Raw genomic sequence first — 17,059 nt, 5'->3', positions numbered from 1 at the left:
CCAGCCTCGCTTGCTCATTTTCATCTGTGAATATGTTACATTCCGTTACACATTGGTTGCCCGAATTCAATCAACGACTGCCCGAATTCAATCAACGACTGCCCGAATTCAATTAACGATTGCCCGAATTCAATCAACGACTGCCCGAATTCAATTAACGATTGCCCGAATTCAATCAACGACTGCCCGAATTCAATTAACAACTGCCCGAATTCAATTAACGACTGCCCGAATTCGATAAACGACTGCCCGAATTCAATCAACGACTGCCCGAATTCAATATAGGAATTAAAAAAGTTACAAATCACTAATCAACCTCGCCTTACGGAGGACAAATTGCAGCACAGTTTCTTCACGGGAAATAATATCAACCCTACCTTCCATGCCCAATTGAATGTGACACTGGTTTTTCCCTTTACCTAAAACCAGAGCTTCCGGTTCAATTGTCACTTCATAAAAAGCACCAGGTGCAGTAGCTTTTGGGCTAGTAGTCCCATTCATCGATGAATTTGTGCCATTCTTTTGAGGTGCGATCGCATCTGGAGAAATCGTTTGTACTTGACCATTTAGAGTACCATAATCTGGGTAGGGGCAAGCGCTGACCCGCATTTGGACTTTTTGACCAATTTTTAACTTACTTTGCTCATCTGATGCTACCGCAGCCTTCAAAACTTGAGGTGCATCAGTGGGGACAATTTGCAATACTTCTTCGCCAGCACGTACAGTTTGACCTGGGTTTCGCAGATTGAGTTGGGAAATGATACCATCGGCAGTAGCTGCAATCGCAGTTTGAGCTAAATCTATTTTGGCTTGTTTGAGTTCGCTAGTATCATGCTCTAACTGCTTTTCAATTTCAATCCGTTGGTTAACTAAGGCTTGGCGTTCCTTTTCTATTGTTGCTTTGTTGCTTTCCCCTCCGGCTTTTTCTTGAGCGATTCGCTCAGTAGCAACAGTTACTGCTACATTACTTGGATTGACGGCAACTTGGGCGCGTTGTTTTCTGGCAATCACAGCAGATACCGCTTGTTGTAACCGTTCAATTGTCTGTTTTTGCGCCTCCACTGCTGCTTGTTGCGCCTTTACCGCTTGCTCTTGCTGTCTGGCAGATAATTGTGCTTCTTCCAATTGATCCTGAGATAGCGCCCCTTGGTTGGCTACACTCTCATATCGCTTCTGTTTTGACTGGGCTACACCCAAAGCAGCTTCAGCAGCATGGAGATTTGCTTGTGTTGTTTTTAACTGTGCTTCCCCAGCCAGCAATTCTTTCTCAGCAATTTTGACGTTAGCATCAGCTTCTTGGAGTTCGGAAACAGTAGTCAGATTTTTATCTTGATATTCCCGACGGCGGCCGCTCAATTCGGCTTGGGCGCCAGTAATAATCCGGTTAAGGCGGTCAGTTTCGGCTTGAATCTGGCTATCAAGGGAACTAATCTGGGCATTGATTTGCACTAGTTGTAACTTAGATTGTTGAATACTAGTTTGCAATTGGCTTTTTTTGGTTTGCAGACGGGAGTCATCGATAGTTGCGATCGCATCTCCTTTTTTGATAAGCTGATTTTCTTTGACATAAATGTGCATAACCTGACCTTCGGTGGCCGCTTGCACAATTCGCAATTCACCCGCCGGACGCACAACCGCCTGTGCTTGGACTGTAACCTTATATTTACTAATAGCAGCAAGTGGCCCAGCTAATCCGAGAACGCAGAGAATAAACATACCGCCCCATGTTGTCCAACGAGTAATTGGTGGGAGAAATTCGTTTGTTTGAATGGGGGGAAGAAAATTTGTGTTGCTAACCATGTCTCTTACAAATTACGAATTACGAATTACGAATTATCTTAATTAATGGTGGCAGTCTTACCGTTATGATGAGCCGGGGAAGATATCAGTGCCAACCCATTATGAGAGGGAAAAATATCATCTAAGAAATCTAAATGTTCGCCAGGTAAAGAGCGCAATTCTTCTGGTGTCCCTTGGATTTTTAAGCGCCCTTGTTCTAAAAATACAATTAAATCTGCCCTCTGTATCACCTTGGGACGGTGACTAATTAAAATAGTCGTTTGATTGTGACGATGGGATAAAAGTCTATCTAATACTTGTCTTTCGCTTACGGGGTCGAGTGCGCCCGTGGATTCATCTAAAATTAAGACTGGTGACTGAGTAACTATGGCTCTGGCTATGGCTAATCTTTGGCGTTGTCCGCCAGATAGATTTGCCCCAAATTCTCCTAAAACAGTTTGATATTTATCAGGGAGTTTGCTAATAAATTCATCTGCACCTGCAATTTGACAAGCTTTGACAATTTCTTCAAAACTAATATGGGGATAGCTAAAGTTGAAGTTATCAATAATCGAACGACTCCAAAAGTGGGGTTCTTGAGGAACTAATACCACTTGTTGACGCAAACATTCTAAGGATAAATCTTGCTGATTATATAAACCATAACGAATATTCCCAGACTCGACTTTATATAAGCCAGTCAGCAATTTTGCCAGGGTACTTTTACCACAGCCAGATTTGCCAATTAAAGCAATAACTTTACCGCCAGGAATAGTTAAGGAAAAATCTTGTAAGAGGTCAACTCTACCTGCGTGATGAAAGTTAAGTTCAGTGCAAGTAATATCTGCATTACCAGGAATTTGTGCCCAAGGCTTTTTAAAATCATTTTCGGATTCTGGGGTAGCGTCAATAACTTCTGTCATCCGTTGAAGAACTATCTGGGCTGTGATAAACTCATCTACTAAGCCGATGGCAGCACCTAAGAAGCCGAGAAAGTTGCCACTCATGCCGTTATATGCCATTAATTGACCGATTGTTAAGGTGCGATTAATGACTAAATAGCTACCTATCCAAAGGATACCAATACTAATGAAGGTAGAAAGAATGCCAGTAACTGTACTGCTATACAGTCCCAGTTTCATCATACTCCAGCCCAAGTTAGCAAGACGACCATAATTCCCTTGGTATTCTGACCAAGCTTGGGGAGTGGCTTGGGTAGTTTTTAATACTTGGATGCCGCGAAATGTTTCTACCAAAAAGCCTTGATTTTCTGTACCAGAAATAATCAGATTCCGGGTTTTCTGGCGCATCGCGGGTAAGAAAAGCAGGTTAACACCCGTGACAACTATAAATGCAACTATGGAAGCGAGAGTTAGTTCCCAACTGTAAAAGAGCATAAAACCCAAGGAAATTACAGCAATAAAGAATTGACTGGGTAATCCGAGGACAATTTGGGAAACTAAGTTATTGATGGCTTTGACATCGGCAATGCGGCTGACAACTTCTCCGCTGCGTCGTCCTTCAAAGTAGGATAGGGGTAAATGTAAGAGTTTGCGTCCGTATTCTAGAATTAGTCCTAATTGCAATCTTTGACCGAAGTGACCGATGAGGTGAGATTGGACTAAACTAATGGCGCTTCTAATTAAGTTCATGGCGATAACGCCAATGGCGACGGTGGTTAGTAGTTGAGTATCACCTCGTACTAAGACATCATCGGTGAGGAGTTGCATCATGAAGGGAGATGCCAAAGAAAGTAGTCCAATGGCGATGTTAAGGGCGATCGCTTGAGCGAGAATAGAACGATAGGGCCAAACCCGTTGCAGATATCTTCCCAGTCCGCCAATTTTATCTGATTCTTGTTGATAAAAACGACTGTCGTCTGGAGTCAGCAGTAACATGACGCCATTACCCCAACCTGCCATTAACTCTTGACGGGTAAGATGACGGATACCAACACCAGGGTCGGCAATGACGTATTTTTTGCCTTTTTGCCCGTATAATACCACCCAGTGGTAGCCTTTCCAGTGGATAATTGCTGGTAAGGGAGCTTGATCTAATTGGTCGATTAATTGGGGACTGGCTTTTACTTGGCGGGCGTTGAATCCTAGTACTTCTGCACCCCGCTTCAATCCCAGCAAGGATGTTCCTCTAGAACCAGTACCTACGGCTTCTCGGACGCGGTTGAGGGTAAATGTGCGTCCGTAATGTTTGGCAATGGTGGCTAGGGACGCTGCACCACAGTCTTCTTCAGTGTGTTGGAGGACTATTTGGTATTTCATAATTCGAGCTTTTTGGTAGCCAAGAAAGAAGGTCGGGTTTAAAAGCCCCGACTTATGGGAGTGTTTAGCTTGTCAGCCCAGATTTGTGACAGCTTGTTTATTTCAGCATTTGCGCTGAAGAATCAGATTCAAATATCCACCACCCATAATTTGGAGTTTAGGCAGTGATTTTGTAAATATTTTTTTCAAATTGCACATTAGCCTGAAAACGAAAAATCAAGGTTTTCAGACATATTTGACAAAAAGAAGTGGGGATTTTTAAAATAGTGGGATAGGTTCTACGGAATAGAGATCGATATCAGATGGATTGTCAGTATTTAAGTTGTTTTGAAACTCATATACTCCATCAGTCAAAGTGTATTTTTTTAATTTTATGTAGTCAATTCTAACGTCAGCATCAAATTCAATGGTTAATCCATCTCCACTGTACACAGTCCATATACGATCGGAGCCAGGTGCTGGATCGCCTGTTACTGTACCATCGATAGCGTAGGGGACATTATATACCGTTTTATTTTTAATTTCAAAAACCCCGTAGCCGCCACTAATTGTTTCAGTAGCTTGTTCGTCAAGTTCTTCAATTAAACCAAAAGATTCTAGGCAGCTTTGATTAGTTAACATGGCTTTTCTCTCTTTGTTAATTAGGTCATGCAGAGATAATTAGGCAACTTTTAAGAAGTTGCAGTTCAGACTTTTGATAGCTTGGGTGACGCGCTAAAAAGTCATTGCGCTTGCCATAACCCTCTTTACGACTACTTTGAGTTTTTATGCACTTGGAGTATAACTATTTTGAAAAATCTGGCAAATCCTTATGCATAAAAAAAATCGGGGCACTTGCCCCGACGTTATATTGTATTCAGCTTTTTAGCCCAGATTTTTGAGTAGTTAGCTCTTTGAGCTGAACCGAGATAGGACAATCTAACCTTGAAAATTCAAATCAGTAAATTAACTTGAGAATTGCAGATTAGTCTACCCGATAGAGTTCGATATCATAGGGATTGCCAGTAGTATTTAGGTTGTCTTGAAACTCATACACTCCTCCATCGGCCAGATTGTATTTTTTATATTGTTCGTAGCCACTTCGACCGTCAGTGTCAAATTCAATGATTCCTCCACTGTAAGCAGTCCATATACGATCGGAGCCAGGTGCTGGATCGCCTGTTGTTGTACCATCGACAGTGTAGGGGATATTGTATCCCGTTTTGTTTTTAACTTCAAAAACTTCGTAACCGCCACTAATTGTTTCAGCAGCTTGTTCGTCAAGTTCTTCAATTAAACCAAAAGATTCTAGGCAGGTTTGATTAGTTAACATGGTTTTTCTCTCTTTGTTAATTAGGTGATGCAGAGATAATTAGGTAACTTTTAAGAAGTTGCATAATTGGGGGATAAATTTGCGGATGTAACTATCGAAATTTTGTTCTGTAGACGAACTTCTTCAATGATTCCGCTAGTCCCCAAAGAAAGCATCTTTTTAAATGAACTTCTCTGCATATCACTCTCTACGATGACTTTTAGTCTTTATGCACTGAAATCGGAAAATTTTTGAAAAATCTGTAAAATCCTTACGCAGCAAGGAATTAGCTTTTGGACATATTGTTGTATAATTGAAATCGGCTATGTTTCAAACAGCGGCAAGTATTCCATGCAACCCCGACAGGGCATTGTTGAAATCTTTTCTACCTTTGTGCAATTCGATCTAGATCAATTTAGTGGTTGGGCAACAGATGCCAAACTGCGACGCAGTATGAAAGTTTGCCTGGAGTCGTCAACTGAGAAATCAGATACATTTTGGGCACTTTACTGGTATAAAGCTTGGCAAACTCAATCTAGTGCTGTGGCACTTGCACATATTTCTGCTTACTTACAAGAGGTTTGCTATTGGACTGCCAAAAAATTCGCCCTCAACTTTCCCACGCAGTCGTCTGTAGCAGACTGTTTTCAGATGGCGATCGCTAATACTCACAAAATACTCAAAAATTTCAATCCTCAATACAGTTCGCATTTAAAAGCCTATGCACAATTAACTTTTGAATCGATTATCAAAGATGCAGTGCGTTTACAGCGGGAAGCAAACATTTGCTCAGACTGGGCATTATTGCATAAACTCAGCCGCAAACGACTAGTGCAGTCATTACAAAATGCCGGATTTAACAAAGAAAGCATCGAGAGTTATGTTTTAGCCTGGGAATGCTTTAAGGAACTCTACACAGGTGACAATACAAAAATTCGTCAGCTTCCCAAACCAGATGCTTTGACTTGGGAGGCTATTAGTAATCTTTATAATGCACAACGTTTCAGCCAATTGAGTTCGCCCGCTGCCGCAGTCAATCAGCAAACCATAGAAACCTGGGTATTATCTGCTGCTAAAGCTGCCCGTACTTTCCTTTATCCTCAGATTGTTTCCGCAGACGCTCCCCTCAAAGAAGATGAGGGTAATTTATTAGATATATTGCCTGTAGATTTGCAAACATCTTTACTAACGGAAATTATTGAGCAGGAAGAAGCGGTGAATATGCGATCGCAGCAAGCTCAGTTAAACCAAGTTTTGTCCCAAGCGATCGCTGCACTCGATACTGAGTCACAAAAAATACTACAAGCTTACTACGTTCAACAACTGACTCAACAAGAAATTGCTGCCCAGTTAGAAATTAAGCAATATACTGTTTCTCGTCGCCTGAGCAGCATTAAAAAGTCATTGCTGCTGACTCTCACGCAATGGAGTCAAAACACCTTGCATATTTCCCCTAAATCCGACGTAGTAGATGCCATAAACACAAGTTTAGAGGAATGGCTCAAAGTCCAATATAGCCATACCCAAATTCAATCAGCAGACAAGAAATAATTTTGTCTCTCCCCTCTCCCCAATATTGGTCTTTATATGGAGCCATTCTAGAATTTTTATGTTGAACCCACCTGCCCCATTCACTATTGACTCACAGCATTTATACTTGGAAATTACTCAATTTCCAGAAGTGCAAGAACAACCATACTCAACAGCTGGTGCTTGTCAACGTGGGTGGATAAATCAAAAATGCTTGCAAGCATTTTTGCCTTGGTTCCAGGAGGAAATTGCTCCCACCGCCAGGGTTTATCCTCACAGTGCGGCATTGCCGAGTTTTTGGGAAGTAGTCAATGGCACAGCTATTACTTTCGATCGCGATCGCCTGGTATTAATTCCCACCCTGGCGATGGATGACGATGAGTTACGCGTACCGCAGGAATGGGTAGATATACCAGAGTGGGTTGCTGACTATTACATAGCAGTACAAGTTAATCCCGATGATGGCTGGATGAAGATTTTTGGCTACACAACCCATCAAATTCTGAAAACAAAAGGGGTTTATGATGCTGGCGATCGCACTTACAGCTTGGAAAAAGAAGATTTAATTCCAGATATTAATGTGCTGTGGGTTACACGCCAACTTAATCAGCTAGAAACCTTACGTGCTGAGATTGCACCTTTAGATTCTATTAGCAAAACCCAGGCAGAAAACCTTTTAGAAAGATTGGGCGATCGCGATGTGAAATTCCCGCGTTTAGCAGTTCCATTTTCACTCTGGGGTGCGCTCTTGGCACATAGCGGTTGGCGAAAAAAGTTGTATGAACTGCGTCAGGGTTTACTTATACAGCGATCGATTCCGCAATGGTTGCAGGCAGGAGTAGCCAATTTAGCCCAACAGTGGGGATGGGAAAAAAGAGAATTCGTTGTGCTACCTGCCGGAATGCGGAGTGCAGAACCAGTTCTCGGCTTGTCTCGGCAAATAAAAGTTGCAGAGCAAACATACGAGTTACGCATTTTCCCAAAAAGCGCTTCTGAGGATTATGTTTGGCGTTTTGAATTGCGAAGTACAACTCTTGATGGTCAAATTCCGGCTGGATTTAAGCTTCGACTACTAACGGAAGACTTACAAGCTTTTGAAAATAATCAAGATACAGCAACAACTCCTGTAGATATGTTGTATTTGGAAGTAATTTTGGAACTAGGAGAAGGATTGGTTTGGGAAATAGAACCCACACCTGAAGACTATGAGCGAGAGATTTTGCGGTTTTAAATATTACCTTCAAAAATCTTCACGTTCAGCCTCTATTATTTACTCTTAAACTGAATTTCACAACACACAACAACCTATTTAAGAATCAAGATATATATAGCAGGGTTAAAGGTGTTAATTTAACGTGAAACCCTTGTCAAGACGTGATATTGAGTTCATTCACTTATGCTTACTCACAGCGTCACCTCACCCCGGTTTTGTCTAAAGCCAAAACCGCCCCTCGCCTTGGTAAGGGGCTACGGGTGTACACACAAGTCAAATTACCCCCCTCAATCCCCCCTTGTAAAGGGGGGAAGCCGGAAATCGAGTTCCCTCCCCTTTACAAGGGCAGGGTTAGGTAAGGGGATAAGCCGGAAATCGAGTTCCCTCCCCTTTACAAGGGGAGGGTTAGGGTGGGGTAAAGCGTATGTGGGACAAGCATTTAAGCTTAAGTTGACACCAATAGTCAATGCCCTGCCCCTACAGGTGTACTCAACATCTAGGAAGAACTAGCTGTGGACAAGTTAATCATCTTAAAGTTAGGGGAGGGAAACTTTGAACAAGGGTTTACCGTGACTCTACAGATTGGCGATGAAAATGTCCGCCCGACTGTGGAAATCACAGGTGAGCTTCCCCCCAACCCGGAAATTCTCCGCGATTATCACCGTTGGCAATCTATTTATCGTAATTTAAAGTTGCCATCTCGTCCGATTGGTTTAGCTAAAGAACTTAACCAAGCCCCCAGCCTAGAATACTGCCAGCAGGTGAGTGAGGAATTTAAAGTCAGTTTTAATACTTGGCTTGCTTCCGATTCCTTTCGTTCTATCCGCGAGAAATTGTTAGAAAAACTCATGCTTGCGGATAATATTCGGATGCTTTTACAAACCAAAGACCTGCGATTACAGAAACTCCCCTGGCATCTTTGGGATTTGATAGAACGCTATCCCCAGGCGGAAATAGCCCTGAGCGCTTCTGGCTACGAACAAGTCAACCTTAACCGCATAGCAACTACATCCGACAAAGTAAAAATCTTAGCGATTTTGGGTAATAGTCAAGGTATTGATACCAAAACAGACAAGGCGCTACTTAATTTGTTACCCAATACAGATATTACTTTTTTAGTTGAACCACAATGCCTTGACCTTACCGATCAGCTATGGGAACAGAATTGGCAGATTCTATTTTTCGCCGGACATAGTTCTACTCAGGAAACGAATCAAACAGGAAAAATCTACATTAATCAAACAGAAAGTCTCACAATTAGCCAGTTAAAGTATGCCTTAAAAAAGGCAGTAGAACGGGGTCTAAAACTAGCGATTTTCAATTCCTGTGATGGCTTGGGGTTGGCATGGGAGTTTGCAGATTTACATATTCCTCAAATTATCGTCATGCGAGAGCCTGTACCCGATCGCGTGGCGCAACAGTTTTTAAAGTATTTTTTGGAAGCCTTCGCACGGGGAGACTCGTTGTATTTAGCCGTCAGGGAAGCACGAGAAAGATTACAGGGACTAGAAAACCAATTTCCCTGCGCTACATGGTTGCCTGTCATCTTTCAAAATCCGGCTGAGATGCCGTTGAATTGGGGAGAATTGTTTAGAAATACACCCAATCTCCCTGCATCTTTGTCTCAAACCACGCCTGTTAGAGAAACCACAAATCGGCTTGGCTTCTCATCGATCTTACTGGCGAGCATGGTAGTAACTGGAATATTAATTGGGGTAAGGTATTTGGGTGTGCTGCAACCATTAGAGTTAAGTGCATTTGACCAACTGGTACGCTTGCGTCCTCCTGAAAAACCAGATTCACGCCTACTGATTGTGACTGTGACTGAAGAAGATGTCCAGGCGCAAAAACCGGAAAAACCTCAAGGTTCGTTGTCAGACAAATCACTTGCCCAACTGTTAGAAAAATTAGAGGCATATCAAGCACAAGTTATTGGTTTGGATATCTACCGAGATTATCCAGTGGGTAAGGATTATCCAGCATTGGCAGCAAGGATGCGAAAAAGCGATCGCTTTGTGGGAGTGTGTCAACTCAGCGATTCCCAAGCAGGAAAACCAGGTGTAAAACCACCCCCAGAACTTTCTTCACAGAATCTAGGTTTTAGCGATATTGCCATTGATTCAGATAATGTTGTGCGTCGCCATCTGTTAGCGTTAACTCCTGCGCCCTCATCTCCTTGTACTGCGCACTATGCCTTGAATGTTCAACTGGCGCTGCGTTACCTGTACGCAAAGGGAATTCGGTTGCAATTTACCCCTGATGGCGCATGGCGATTAGGGAAGGTGACATTTAAACCAATAGAAGCTCATACCGGAGGTTATCAAGGGGTTGACGCTTTTGGACACCAAACTTTATTAAATTATCGTTCTTCTGGTTCCCCAGAAGCGATACCTTCGGCAGGCTTCTCTACGAGAGGCTACGCCAACGCCAACGCACCAAGTATGACCTTACAAGAAGTGCTAACAGGTAAGCTAAATGCCAATGCAGTCAAAGGCAAAATAGTCATTATTGGCACAACAGCAGAAACTTTTGGTGATTACTGGTTAACTCCCTACATCACTCCTCAAGGAAAATTACAGGCAATACCAGGAGTATTTTTACAAGCCCAAATGGTCAGTCAACTGCTAAGGGCTGCTTTGGACGGACAACCTTTGTTGTGGACTTGGCCGCTTTGGGGTGAGGTAATTTGGGTTTGGGGTTGGTCTTTTTTAGGCGGTTTGTTTACTGCTTATCTGCACCGATTCATTTACTTAAGCTTGGCAGGAGGAATAGCCATTATCAGTTTATACGTTAGCTGTTTTATATTTTTAATTGTATATAGTTGTTGGGTTCCGCTAATTCCTGCTATGTTGGCTTTAGTAGGTAATAGTTTAATAGCTACAACTTACTTAAACATGAAATTTAAAAATTAATATTGAAGAAGAAGTCAGAATTCAGGAGTCAGAATTCAGATGAAAAGCTATTGGCAAAAAATACAATTAATCGCGGCATTGGGAATTACTTTATGGGGAATTATCGGCTATTCTCCAATGATTTGGATGACACCAGTTGCGGCCGCTCCTAAGAAATTTTCGCCTCCTCCGCCTCCTCCAGACAGGGGTGCAGCAGGCGATCGCGGCGGGGCTGCAAGTCGTGGTTGTGGTGTTGGTAATAAGTCTATAGTTGCACTTACACCTGTATATAAACAGATACTCAATCAAGGACAAACAGAAGCTGTTGCTGTTACTAAAGTTTGGGGCTTGACGAATGAGGAATATCCAACTTTTTGGTTTTTTGTCCCCTATCAAAAATCTCTAATTGATTCCATTGAGTTTGTTGTCAAAGATGAGTCAGGTAAACAAAGTCAAACTCTTTACCGAACAATAGTAACAACACCAGAAGTACCAGGAATTGTTAACATTCGCTTAAACGCAAATACTCCCCCATTGCAAGTAGACAAGATGTATCACTGGTTTTTTAAGATAAAAATCATTTGCAATCCCCAACAACCTCCAGAACGAGAATATGTGGAAGGATGGGTGCAACGAGTCAATCCAAATCCTCAATTAGTAGATAGCTTGAAGCAAGCAACTCCTCAGCAACGGGTAAACCTTTACGCCGAGAATGGTATTTGGTACGATGCCTTGACTACTTTGGCTGAATTACGTCTTAGCAAACCTGAAGATCCAACTCTAGCGGTGGAGTGGATGAATTTGCTTAAATCCATAGATTTAGAGAATTTAGCTAAACAACCTTTGATAAAATGTTGCCAAGCCAATGCAAAGTAGGGGCGCAAGGCCTTGCGCCTCTACTGTGTGGTCTATTTACCTGAAAATAGCTGTAATGCACAGATGTGCGCCCCTACGGGTGTATCTCACGCAAACGAGAAGCGCTATATGTAATGTATTGAGCAATTTTAAGTATTTTTAATTTAGAACTAAAAGTTATGTCATTCAACCAAAAAGTTAACTTACCAAAGGTAACGCTTCCTAATAGTAGTGAGATTCTTTGTCTGCAAAAAAATGAAGAAATATTTTTAATGTACGAGCAAGTACAAGAGTATTTTAGACATGGAATTGAACTAAATGAAGGTGATACAGTATTTGATGTAGGAGCTAATATTGGTATGTTCTCTTTATGGGTATATAAATTGTGTAATAAAAATATAAACATTTATGCCTTTTAGCCTGTTCCTCAAACATATAAAGTGTTAGAGCAGAATGTTAAAGCCCTCGATCCAGAAAAAATAAAGGCAATAGCTTGCGGTATTTCACGAACATCAAAGGTTGAGACATTTGCTTACTATCCTAATACTACATCTATATCCACTGCATACCCAGATGGTTCAAGAGAGGAAATAGATAAATTTAAAAAAGCTGCTTTTCAGAAAATCGATGCTATTCGTGATAGTGAAGATTTATCTTCGCCTTTGTATTGGTATACTAAAATACCTCGTTTCTTGCTTTCGTTGATACTTGACTATAAATTCAAGAAAGCTTTCATCGTAGAACAAGTTACCTGTCAGTTAAGAACTTTATCCGAAGTTATACAAGAGTACAAAACTCATAGAATTGACTTACTAAAAATAGATGTAGAAAAAAGTGAATTAGATGTACTTTTGAGAATCGAAGAACAAGATTGGTCAAAGATTAAACAGATTGTTCTTGAAGTACACGATCTAGAAAATAGAGTAGAGAAAATTTCAGTATTATTGAGAGATAAGGGATTTAATAAAGTTATAGTAGAGCAAGAAAAATATCTCAAAGGTACTGATATCTGCAATATGTATGCTTTGCGAGAGTTCGGTATGCCGAGTTGAAAAAACAACGATTGCTTTTTGCAACGAACGTATACATAGAACTTTAGTATCCAGGCATTGTGATAATTCGGAAATATCGGGGACATATATGAGACGCACGGTTGGGCTAAAGCGGACTGGGGTCAACTTTGCTGTTATTCCTGCGGGTAAAGAATCTTTTGTTTACCATTCCCACCACTGTGAGGAAGAATGGATTTATATTTTATCGGAATAAGCGATCGCAGAAATCGACAAAGAAGAATTTGAGGTTTTCCCAGGAAACTTTATGGCATAGTAAAACACGATACGATTTAGGAGTAATATCTTTGATAAAAAATATCTTCATCTGTGCAGTTGTAATCTGCACAACTTGTATTTACCCAATTAAAATATTAGCAGGAGAAAAACCTTCTGCAATTTTTCATGCATTTGACCAGCAGTACACTGATATCGAAAAGTTTGTCTGTGAAATAGGGAAGCAAGGATATTCTCACATTCAAATTTCTCCAGCCCAAAAATCTAATCCCGCTCCAAAATGGTGGACACGCTATCAACCAGTAGACTACAGCATTATCGAAGGTAGAGGTTCACTCTTCAATTTAAAAAACCTTATTAGTAAAGCCCACAGTTGTCAAGTCAAAGTGATTGCTGATGTTGTTTTCAATCACATGGCTAATTTAGATGGCAATGATGATTTTGAAGATTTAACTAAATTTCCAGGTCTTTCTATCAATGACTTTAATTCGGACTCAAACCGTCCAGGTAAAAAATCTTGTAGCATTAATTATAGTGATGGTAACAGAGATTCAGAAATTAATTGTTGGTTAGGTGGACTTCCTGAATTGAGATTTACCAATAATGTTAAAAAAATTCAAAAAGCTCATTTAAAAAAATTGCTAGATTTAGGGATTGATGGATTTCGGTTTGATGCTGCCAAGCATATCCCAGTAGATGTTGTCAAAGAGTATATCAGCTATGTGGATCAACAAAGTCAAGGAAAAGCATGGAATTATCTTGAGGTAATCACAGATAGCGACACCAGTGCAGAAAATTATAATTGGATTGCTGCTGTCACAGATTTTGTTCTCTACAATTCAATGAAAAATGCCTTCAGCTTTGGTGGAGATTTGCGTTTTCTGCGAGTTCCTACAGCCATAAACGATCCGCGTAGTGTCACTTTTGGCAGAAACCACGATACTATCCGCGAGATTAATTCCAATGCTATTAACCCCTATAGCGATCCTTCTGACTCTTTCCTCGCAACAGCATATATCCTGGCGAGAGAAAGTGGCACTCCTTTAATACTGAACTGGGATAATAGAGATGCTGCTTTTATCAAATATGGTGTCAAATTCCGTCAAATTATGCATCAACGAGGAACTCAAGGAAAAAATACTAAAGAAAATGTTTTAGCAGCAATTGATAATCCGACTGTATTACTAATGGAGCGGGGCAGTGAAGGATTTTTTGTTGTCAATAAAGGGGAGAATAAATTTAATATCCCAGCACTGGATTTGACCTTGACGAATTTGGATGGATGTTATCGGGAACTCCGTAATAATTTTACTGTTGCTATTGAACGTCGCGATCGCAAGAAAAAATTTATAACTCGTTGGGGAAGCTGGAATAGAGGCGGTATGGAAGTTCAAAAACGCGATGCACTCTATTTTATTCGAGAACCTTTTAATCAATGTCAAGTGTAGATGCTCCCTCATGCTCTTAGGCAAGAGACGCGATGAATCGTAGGCAAGAGACGCGATGAATCGTAGGCAAGAGACGCGATGAATCGCCGTCTCTACAATAATTAGTCTGGCGATTTATTGCGTCTTGGTGATGATTTATGATTATTGCAAGCGTACAGATACACTACCTGCATGGGCTGGCAAACCTTCTGCCTCTGCTAAGGTGACAGCTGCTTTGCCTATTGTCTGTAATGATTGTTTGTCACATTCTAAAAAAGTAATTCGTTTGAGAAAGTCGTAGACACTCAAACCAGAAGCAAAGCGGGCAGAACGGGCAGTTGGCAGTACATGATTGGGGCCTCCTAAATAATCGCCAATCGCTTCTGGAGTATAACGTCCTAAAAACACGCTGCCGGCGCACTTAATTTGATTGGCCAGGAGTTGCGGGTTGTCCACACACAATTCCACGTGTTCTGGAGCTAGTTGATTGAGCAGTGGTATACTCTCGGCTAAATCGCTAACCAGAATCACGGCTGCATAATTTTGCCAACTTGCACTGGCAACTTCTCTGGTGGGTAAATCGGCGAGAATTTTCTCAACAGCCTTGATTACTTGTTGCGCGAAGATTTCGGAATCAGTAATTAAAATTGACTGGGCATTAGGATCGTGTTCTGCTTGCGAAAGTAAATCCCAGGCAATCCAATCTGGGTTGTTTTGGCTGTCGGCTACCACTAAAATTTCTGAAGGGCCAGCGATGCTATCAATGCCAACAGTGCCAAAGACTTGACGCTTGGCTTCAGCAACATAAGCATTACCAGGGCCAACAATTTTATCTACCGGGGCAATGCTTTCTGTACCATAAGCTAATGCTGCGATCGCTTGCGCCCCACCAATGCCATATATTTCTGTAACACCAGCAACTTTTGCAGCAGCCAATACGACAGGATTAATCTCACCGCCAGGCATCGGTACTGTCATGACAATTCTTTCAACACCAGCAATCTTAGCTGGTAAGGCATTCATCAACAAAGAACTCGGATAGCTAGCCCGTCCCCCTGGTACATAAATTCCCACTTGCGACAGCGCTACCCAATTCAATCCCAGTTTTACCCCGACTGCATCGGTGTAGCCAATATCTTGCGGTAGTTGTTTTTGATGGAAAGCCACAATCCTTTCAGCAGCAAATTCCAGCGCCGCCAAGACATTGGCAGGACATTGCGTTGCGTGTTCGGCAATAAAGGTTTCACTAAGATGCAAAGACTGGAGATTGTTGCGATCGAAGCGGCTAGTATAGTCCTTGACTGCGGCATCACCACGCACTTTGACATCAGCTAGAATCTCGCGTACTGTCCCACTAACATCAACTGTAACTTCCCGGCGATCGCTTACAAGAGCTTTAAATTTGACAGAAAAATCTTTGTCGGTAGTTTGAAGTAGCTGCATGGACAGTATCTTTAAAGCAGTGAGGTCAATAATTAGTTTAACTCCTGATTAACTTGCTAGATATGACTGTGGTTTATATCCATCACTCTTTTTCAGATGTAAGCTAAAAGCACAAAAGATTATGAGTTAACATCCTATGCAGCAGTCTACAAGAGGCAATTACCAGGATCTTTGGCGGCAGCTTGTTACTTTGGCTGCAATCTTTGGTGCTTTTGTTATCAACGTCGTATCGAATATTTTTCCGCTTAATGGACTTAGCATCGGGGAAATTTCCAATACTTTGTTTAAAAATGTCCTGATTATCCCTGCAAATTACGCCTTTGCGATCTGGGGGCTGATTTACCTGGGGTTGTTTGCTTTTGGGGTATACCAAGTTCTACCTAATCAACGACATGAGCCTGATTTACGTAAGACAGGTTATCTGTTGGCGATCGCCTGTATTGCTCAAAGCATCTGGGTATATCTATTTTTGTCTCGGCTTTTTGCTCTTTCTATCATTGCAATGCTCTTGATTCTGTTACCCCTGATTGCTATCTATGTGCAGTTAGAAATTGGCAAATCGCGTGTACCTCGGCTGAAAAAATGGTGTATTCACTTTCCAATTAGTATTTATCTAGGCTGGATTAGCGTGGCGACAATTGTCAATGTAGCGTGTGCTTTGGATTTTCACAGGTGGAACGGTTGGGGGATTTCTGCTGTAATCTGGACTCTGATCATGGTATTGATAGCAACAGCAGTTGCAGCAGTTATAGTTATCCAGCATCGAGACATCGCTTATACAGGAGTAACAATTTGGGCATTGGTGGCGATCGCACTTAAACACTTTGATAACTCAATGCTCAGAAATACCGTATTGGTTTTGGCAATTTTCCTAGTTTTAACCGCAACGATTAACAGCTTACGCACCCAACAAGAACATATTTAAGTATGATGACATACCCGCCTAGCGTTTCTCAAGAGAGAACTTTTTGCAAGCGTTCGTTAAGCACGCACAATAATGGTCGGTTGTTACACACACCAGTCTGATTCTTATTAGCCAGAATAGATAGTTAGAGCCGTAATCGT

At 41.5% G+C, this 17,059-nt stretch carries 15 protein-coding genes; 10 read left to right on the top strand and 5 right to left on the bottom strand.

What is annotated here, in order from left to right; translation table 11 throughout:
• The first annotated feature begins 10 nt into the window (after positions 1-10).
• Positions 11-241: a hypothetical protein gene (locus tag V7K61_RS24690; RefSeq protein ID WP_335057387.1), complete on the top strand. Its 231-nt coding sequence runs from the start codon at positions 11-13 to the stop codon at positions 239-241.
• A gap of 56 nt (positions 242-297) precedes the next feature.
• Here V7K61_RS24690 and V7K61_RS24685 read toward each other — a convergent pair whose 3' ends face one another.
• The 4 genes from V7K61_RS24685 to V7K61_RS24670 form a co-directional block, all read right to left on the bottom strand.
• A complete protein-coding gene (locus V7K61_RS24685; RefSeq protein ID WP_335057385.1) occupies positions 298-1,800 on the bottom strand; it encodes an HlyD family efflux transporter periplasmic adaptor subunit in 1,503 nt (500 codons plus the stop codon).
• Positions 1,801-1,838: 38 nt separating this feature from the next.
• A complete protein-coding gene (locus V7K61_RS24680; protein WP_335057383.1) occupies positions 1,839-4,058 on the bottom strand; it encodes a peptidase domain-containing ABC transporter in 2,220 nt (739 codons plus the stop codon).
• Positions 4,059-4,316: 258 nt separating this feature from the next.
• Positions 4,317-4,679, bottom strand: coding sequence for a hypothetical protein (locus tag V7K61_RS24675; RefSeq protein WP_335057381.1), 363 nt, complete (start codon positions 4,677-4,679; stop codon positions 4,317-4,319).
• Positions 4,680-5,022: 343 nt separating this feature from the next.
• On the bottom strand, positions 5,023-5,370 hold the full coding sequence (locus tag V7K61_RS24670; protein ID WP_335057379.1) for a hypothetical protein: 348 nt from the start codon (positions 5,368-5,370) through the stop codon (positions 5,023-5,025).
• 330 nt (positions 5,371-5,700) lie between these two features.
• On the opposite strand from V7K61_RS24670, the gene V7K61_RS24665 reads away from it, so the two are divergent.
• The 8 genes from V7K61_RS24665 (at position 5,701) to V7K61_RS24630 (ending at position 14,572) form a co-directional block, all read left to right on the top strand.
• Complete coding sequence (locus V7K61_RS24665; RefSeq protein ID WP_335057377.1) at positions 5,701-6,900, top strand: sigma-70 family RNA polymerase sigma factor; 1,200 nt, start codon at positions 5,701-5,703, stop codon at positions 6,898-6,900.
• A gap of 58 nt (positions 6,901-6,958) precedes the next feature.
• Positions 6,959-8,110, top strand: a complete 1,152-nt coding sequence (locus V7K61_RS24660) for a DUF1822 family protein (protein ID WP_335057375.1) — start codon at positions 6,959-6,961, stop codon at positions 8,108-8,110.
• Positions 8,111-8,604: 494 nt separating this feature from the next.
• Positions 8,605-11,004 (top strand): CHASE2 domain-containing protein, encoded by a 2,400-nt coding sequence (locus tag V7K61_RS24655; RefSeq protein WP_335057373.1) that lies wholly within the window; start codon positions 8,605-8,607, stop codon positions 11,002-11,004.
• A 39-nt stretch (positions 11,005-11,043) separates the two neighbouring features.
• Positions 11,044-11,859, top strand: coding sequence for a DUF928 domain-containing protein (locus V7K61_RS24650; protein WP_335057371.1), 816 nt, complete (start codon positions 11,044-11,046; stop codon positions 11,857-11,859).
• Positions 11,860-12,017: 158 nt separating this feature from the next.
• Complete coding sequence (locus V7K61_RS24645) at positions 12,018-12,257, top strand: hypothetical protein (RefSeq protein ID WP_335057369.1); 240 nt, start codon at positions 12,018-12,020, stop codon at positions 12,255-12,257.
• A 21-nt stretch (positions 12,258-12,278) separates the two neighbouring features.
• Positions 12,279-12,890 carry an FkbM family methyltransferase gene (locus tag V7K61_RS24640; RefSeq protein ID WP_335057367.1) on the top strand — a complete coding sequence of 204 codons (612 nt, stop codon included), beginning with the start codon at positions 12,279-12,281 and terminating at the stop codon, positions 12,888-12,890.
• Between the two features lie 88 nt (positions 12,891-12,978).
• The gene (locus V7K61_RS24635; protein WP_335057365.1) at positions 12,979-13,104 is read left to right on the top strand and encodes a hypothetical protein; all 126 of its coding nucleotides are present in this window, start codon (positions 12,979-12,981) and stop codon (positions 13,102-13,104) included.
• A gap of 91 nt (positions 13,105-13,195) precedes the next feature.
• A complete protein-coding gene (locus V7K61_RS24630; protein ID WP_335057363.1) occupies positions 13,196-14,572 on the top strand; it encodes an alpha-amylase family glycosyl hydrolase in 1,377 nt (458 codons plus the stop codon).
• Between the two features lie 141 nt (positions 14,573-14,713).
• Here V7K61_RS24630 and hisD read toward each other — a convergent pair whose 3' ends face one another.
• Entirely contained in the window at positions 14,714-15,994 is a 1,281-nt protein-coding gene (gene hisD, locus V7K61_RS24625; RefSeq protein WP_335057361.1) for a histidinol dehydrogenase, read from the bottom strand.
• Between the two features lie 136 nt (positions 15,995-16,130).
• Between hisD and V7K61_RS24620 the strand changes: the two genes are divergently transcribed.
• The gene (locus V7K61_RS24620) at positions 16,131-16,919 is read left to right on the top strand and encodes a tryptophan-rich sensory protein (protein WP_335057359.1); all 789 of its coding nucleotides are present in this window, start codon (positions 16,131-16,133) and stop codon (positions 16,917-16,919) included.
• Positions 16,920-17,059: the final 140 nt, after the last annotated feature.

Origin of the sequence: Nostoc sp. (genome assembly GCF_036918015.1) — a bacterium.
Classification (GTDB): domain Bacteria; phylum Cyanobacteriota; class Cyanobacteriia; order Cyanobacteriales; family Nostocaceae; genus Nostoc.
This window is presented reverse-complemented; position numbering and strand designations above follow the sequence as displayed.

Bases quoted from the DNA above. Each gene is read 5' to 3' on its own strand.
- V7K61_RS24650 (WP_335057371.1), top strand. From the start codon at position 11,044: ATGAAAAGCTATTGGCAAAAAATACAATTAATCGCGGCATTGGGAATT.
- V7K61_RS24635 (WP_335057365.1), top strand. From the start codon at position 12,979: ATGAGACGCACGGTTGGGCTAAAGCGGACTGGGGTCAACTTTGCTGTT.
- V7K61_RS24680 (WP_335057383.1), bottom strand. From the start codon at position 4,058: ATGAAATACCAAATAGTCCTCCAACACACTGAAGAAGACTGTGGTGCA.
- V7K61_RS24620 (WP_335057359.1), top strand. From the start codon at position 16,131: ATGCAGCAGTCTACAAGAGGCAATTACCAGGATCTTTGGCGGCAGCTT.
- V7K61_RS24660 (WP_335057375.1), top strand. From the start codon at position 6,959: ATGTTGAACCCACCTGCCCCATTCACTATTGACTCACAGCATTTATAC.
- V7K61_RS24670 (WP_335057379.1), bottom strand. From the start codon at position 5,370: ATGTTAACTAATCAAACCTGCCTAGAATCTTTTGGTTTAATTGAAGAA.
- V7K61_RS24685 (WP_335057385.1), bottom strand. From the start codon at position 1,800: ATGGTTAGCAACACAAATTTTCTTCCCCCCATTCAAACAAACGAATTT.
- hisD (WP_335057361.1), bottom strand. From the start codon at position 15,994: ATGCAGCTACTTCAAACTACCGACAAAGATTTTTCTGTCAAATTTAAA.
- V7K61_RS24675 (WP_335057381.1), bottom strand. From the start codon at position 4,679: ATGTTAACTAATCAAAGCTGCCTAGAATCTTTTGGTTTAATTGAAGAA.
- V7K61_RS24645 (WP_335057369.1), top strand. From the start codon at position 12,018: ATGTCATTCAACCAAAAAGTTAACTTACCAAAGGTAACGCTTCCTAAT.
- V7K61_RS24665 (WP_335057377.1), top strand. From the start codon at position 5,701: ATGCAACCCCGACAGGGCATTGTTGAAATCTTTTCTACCTTTGTGCAA.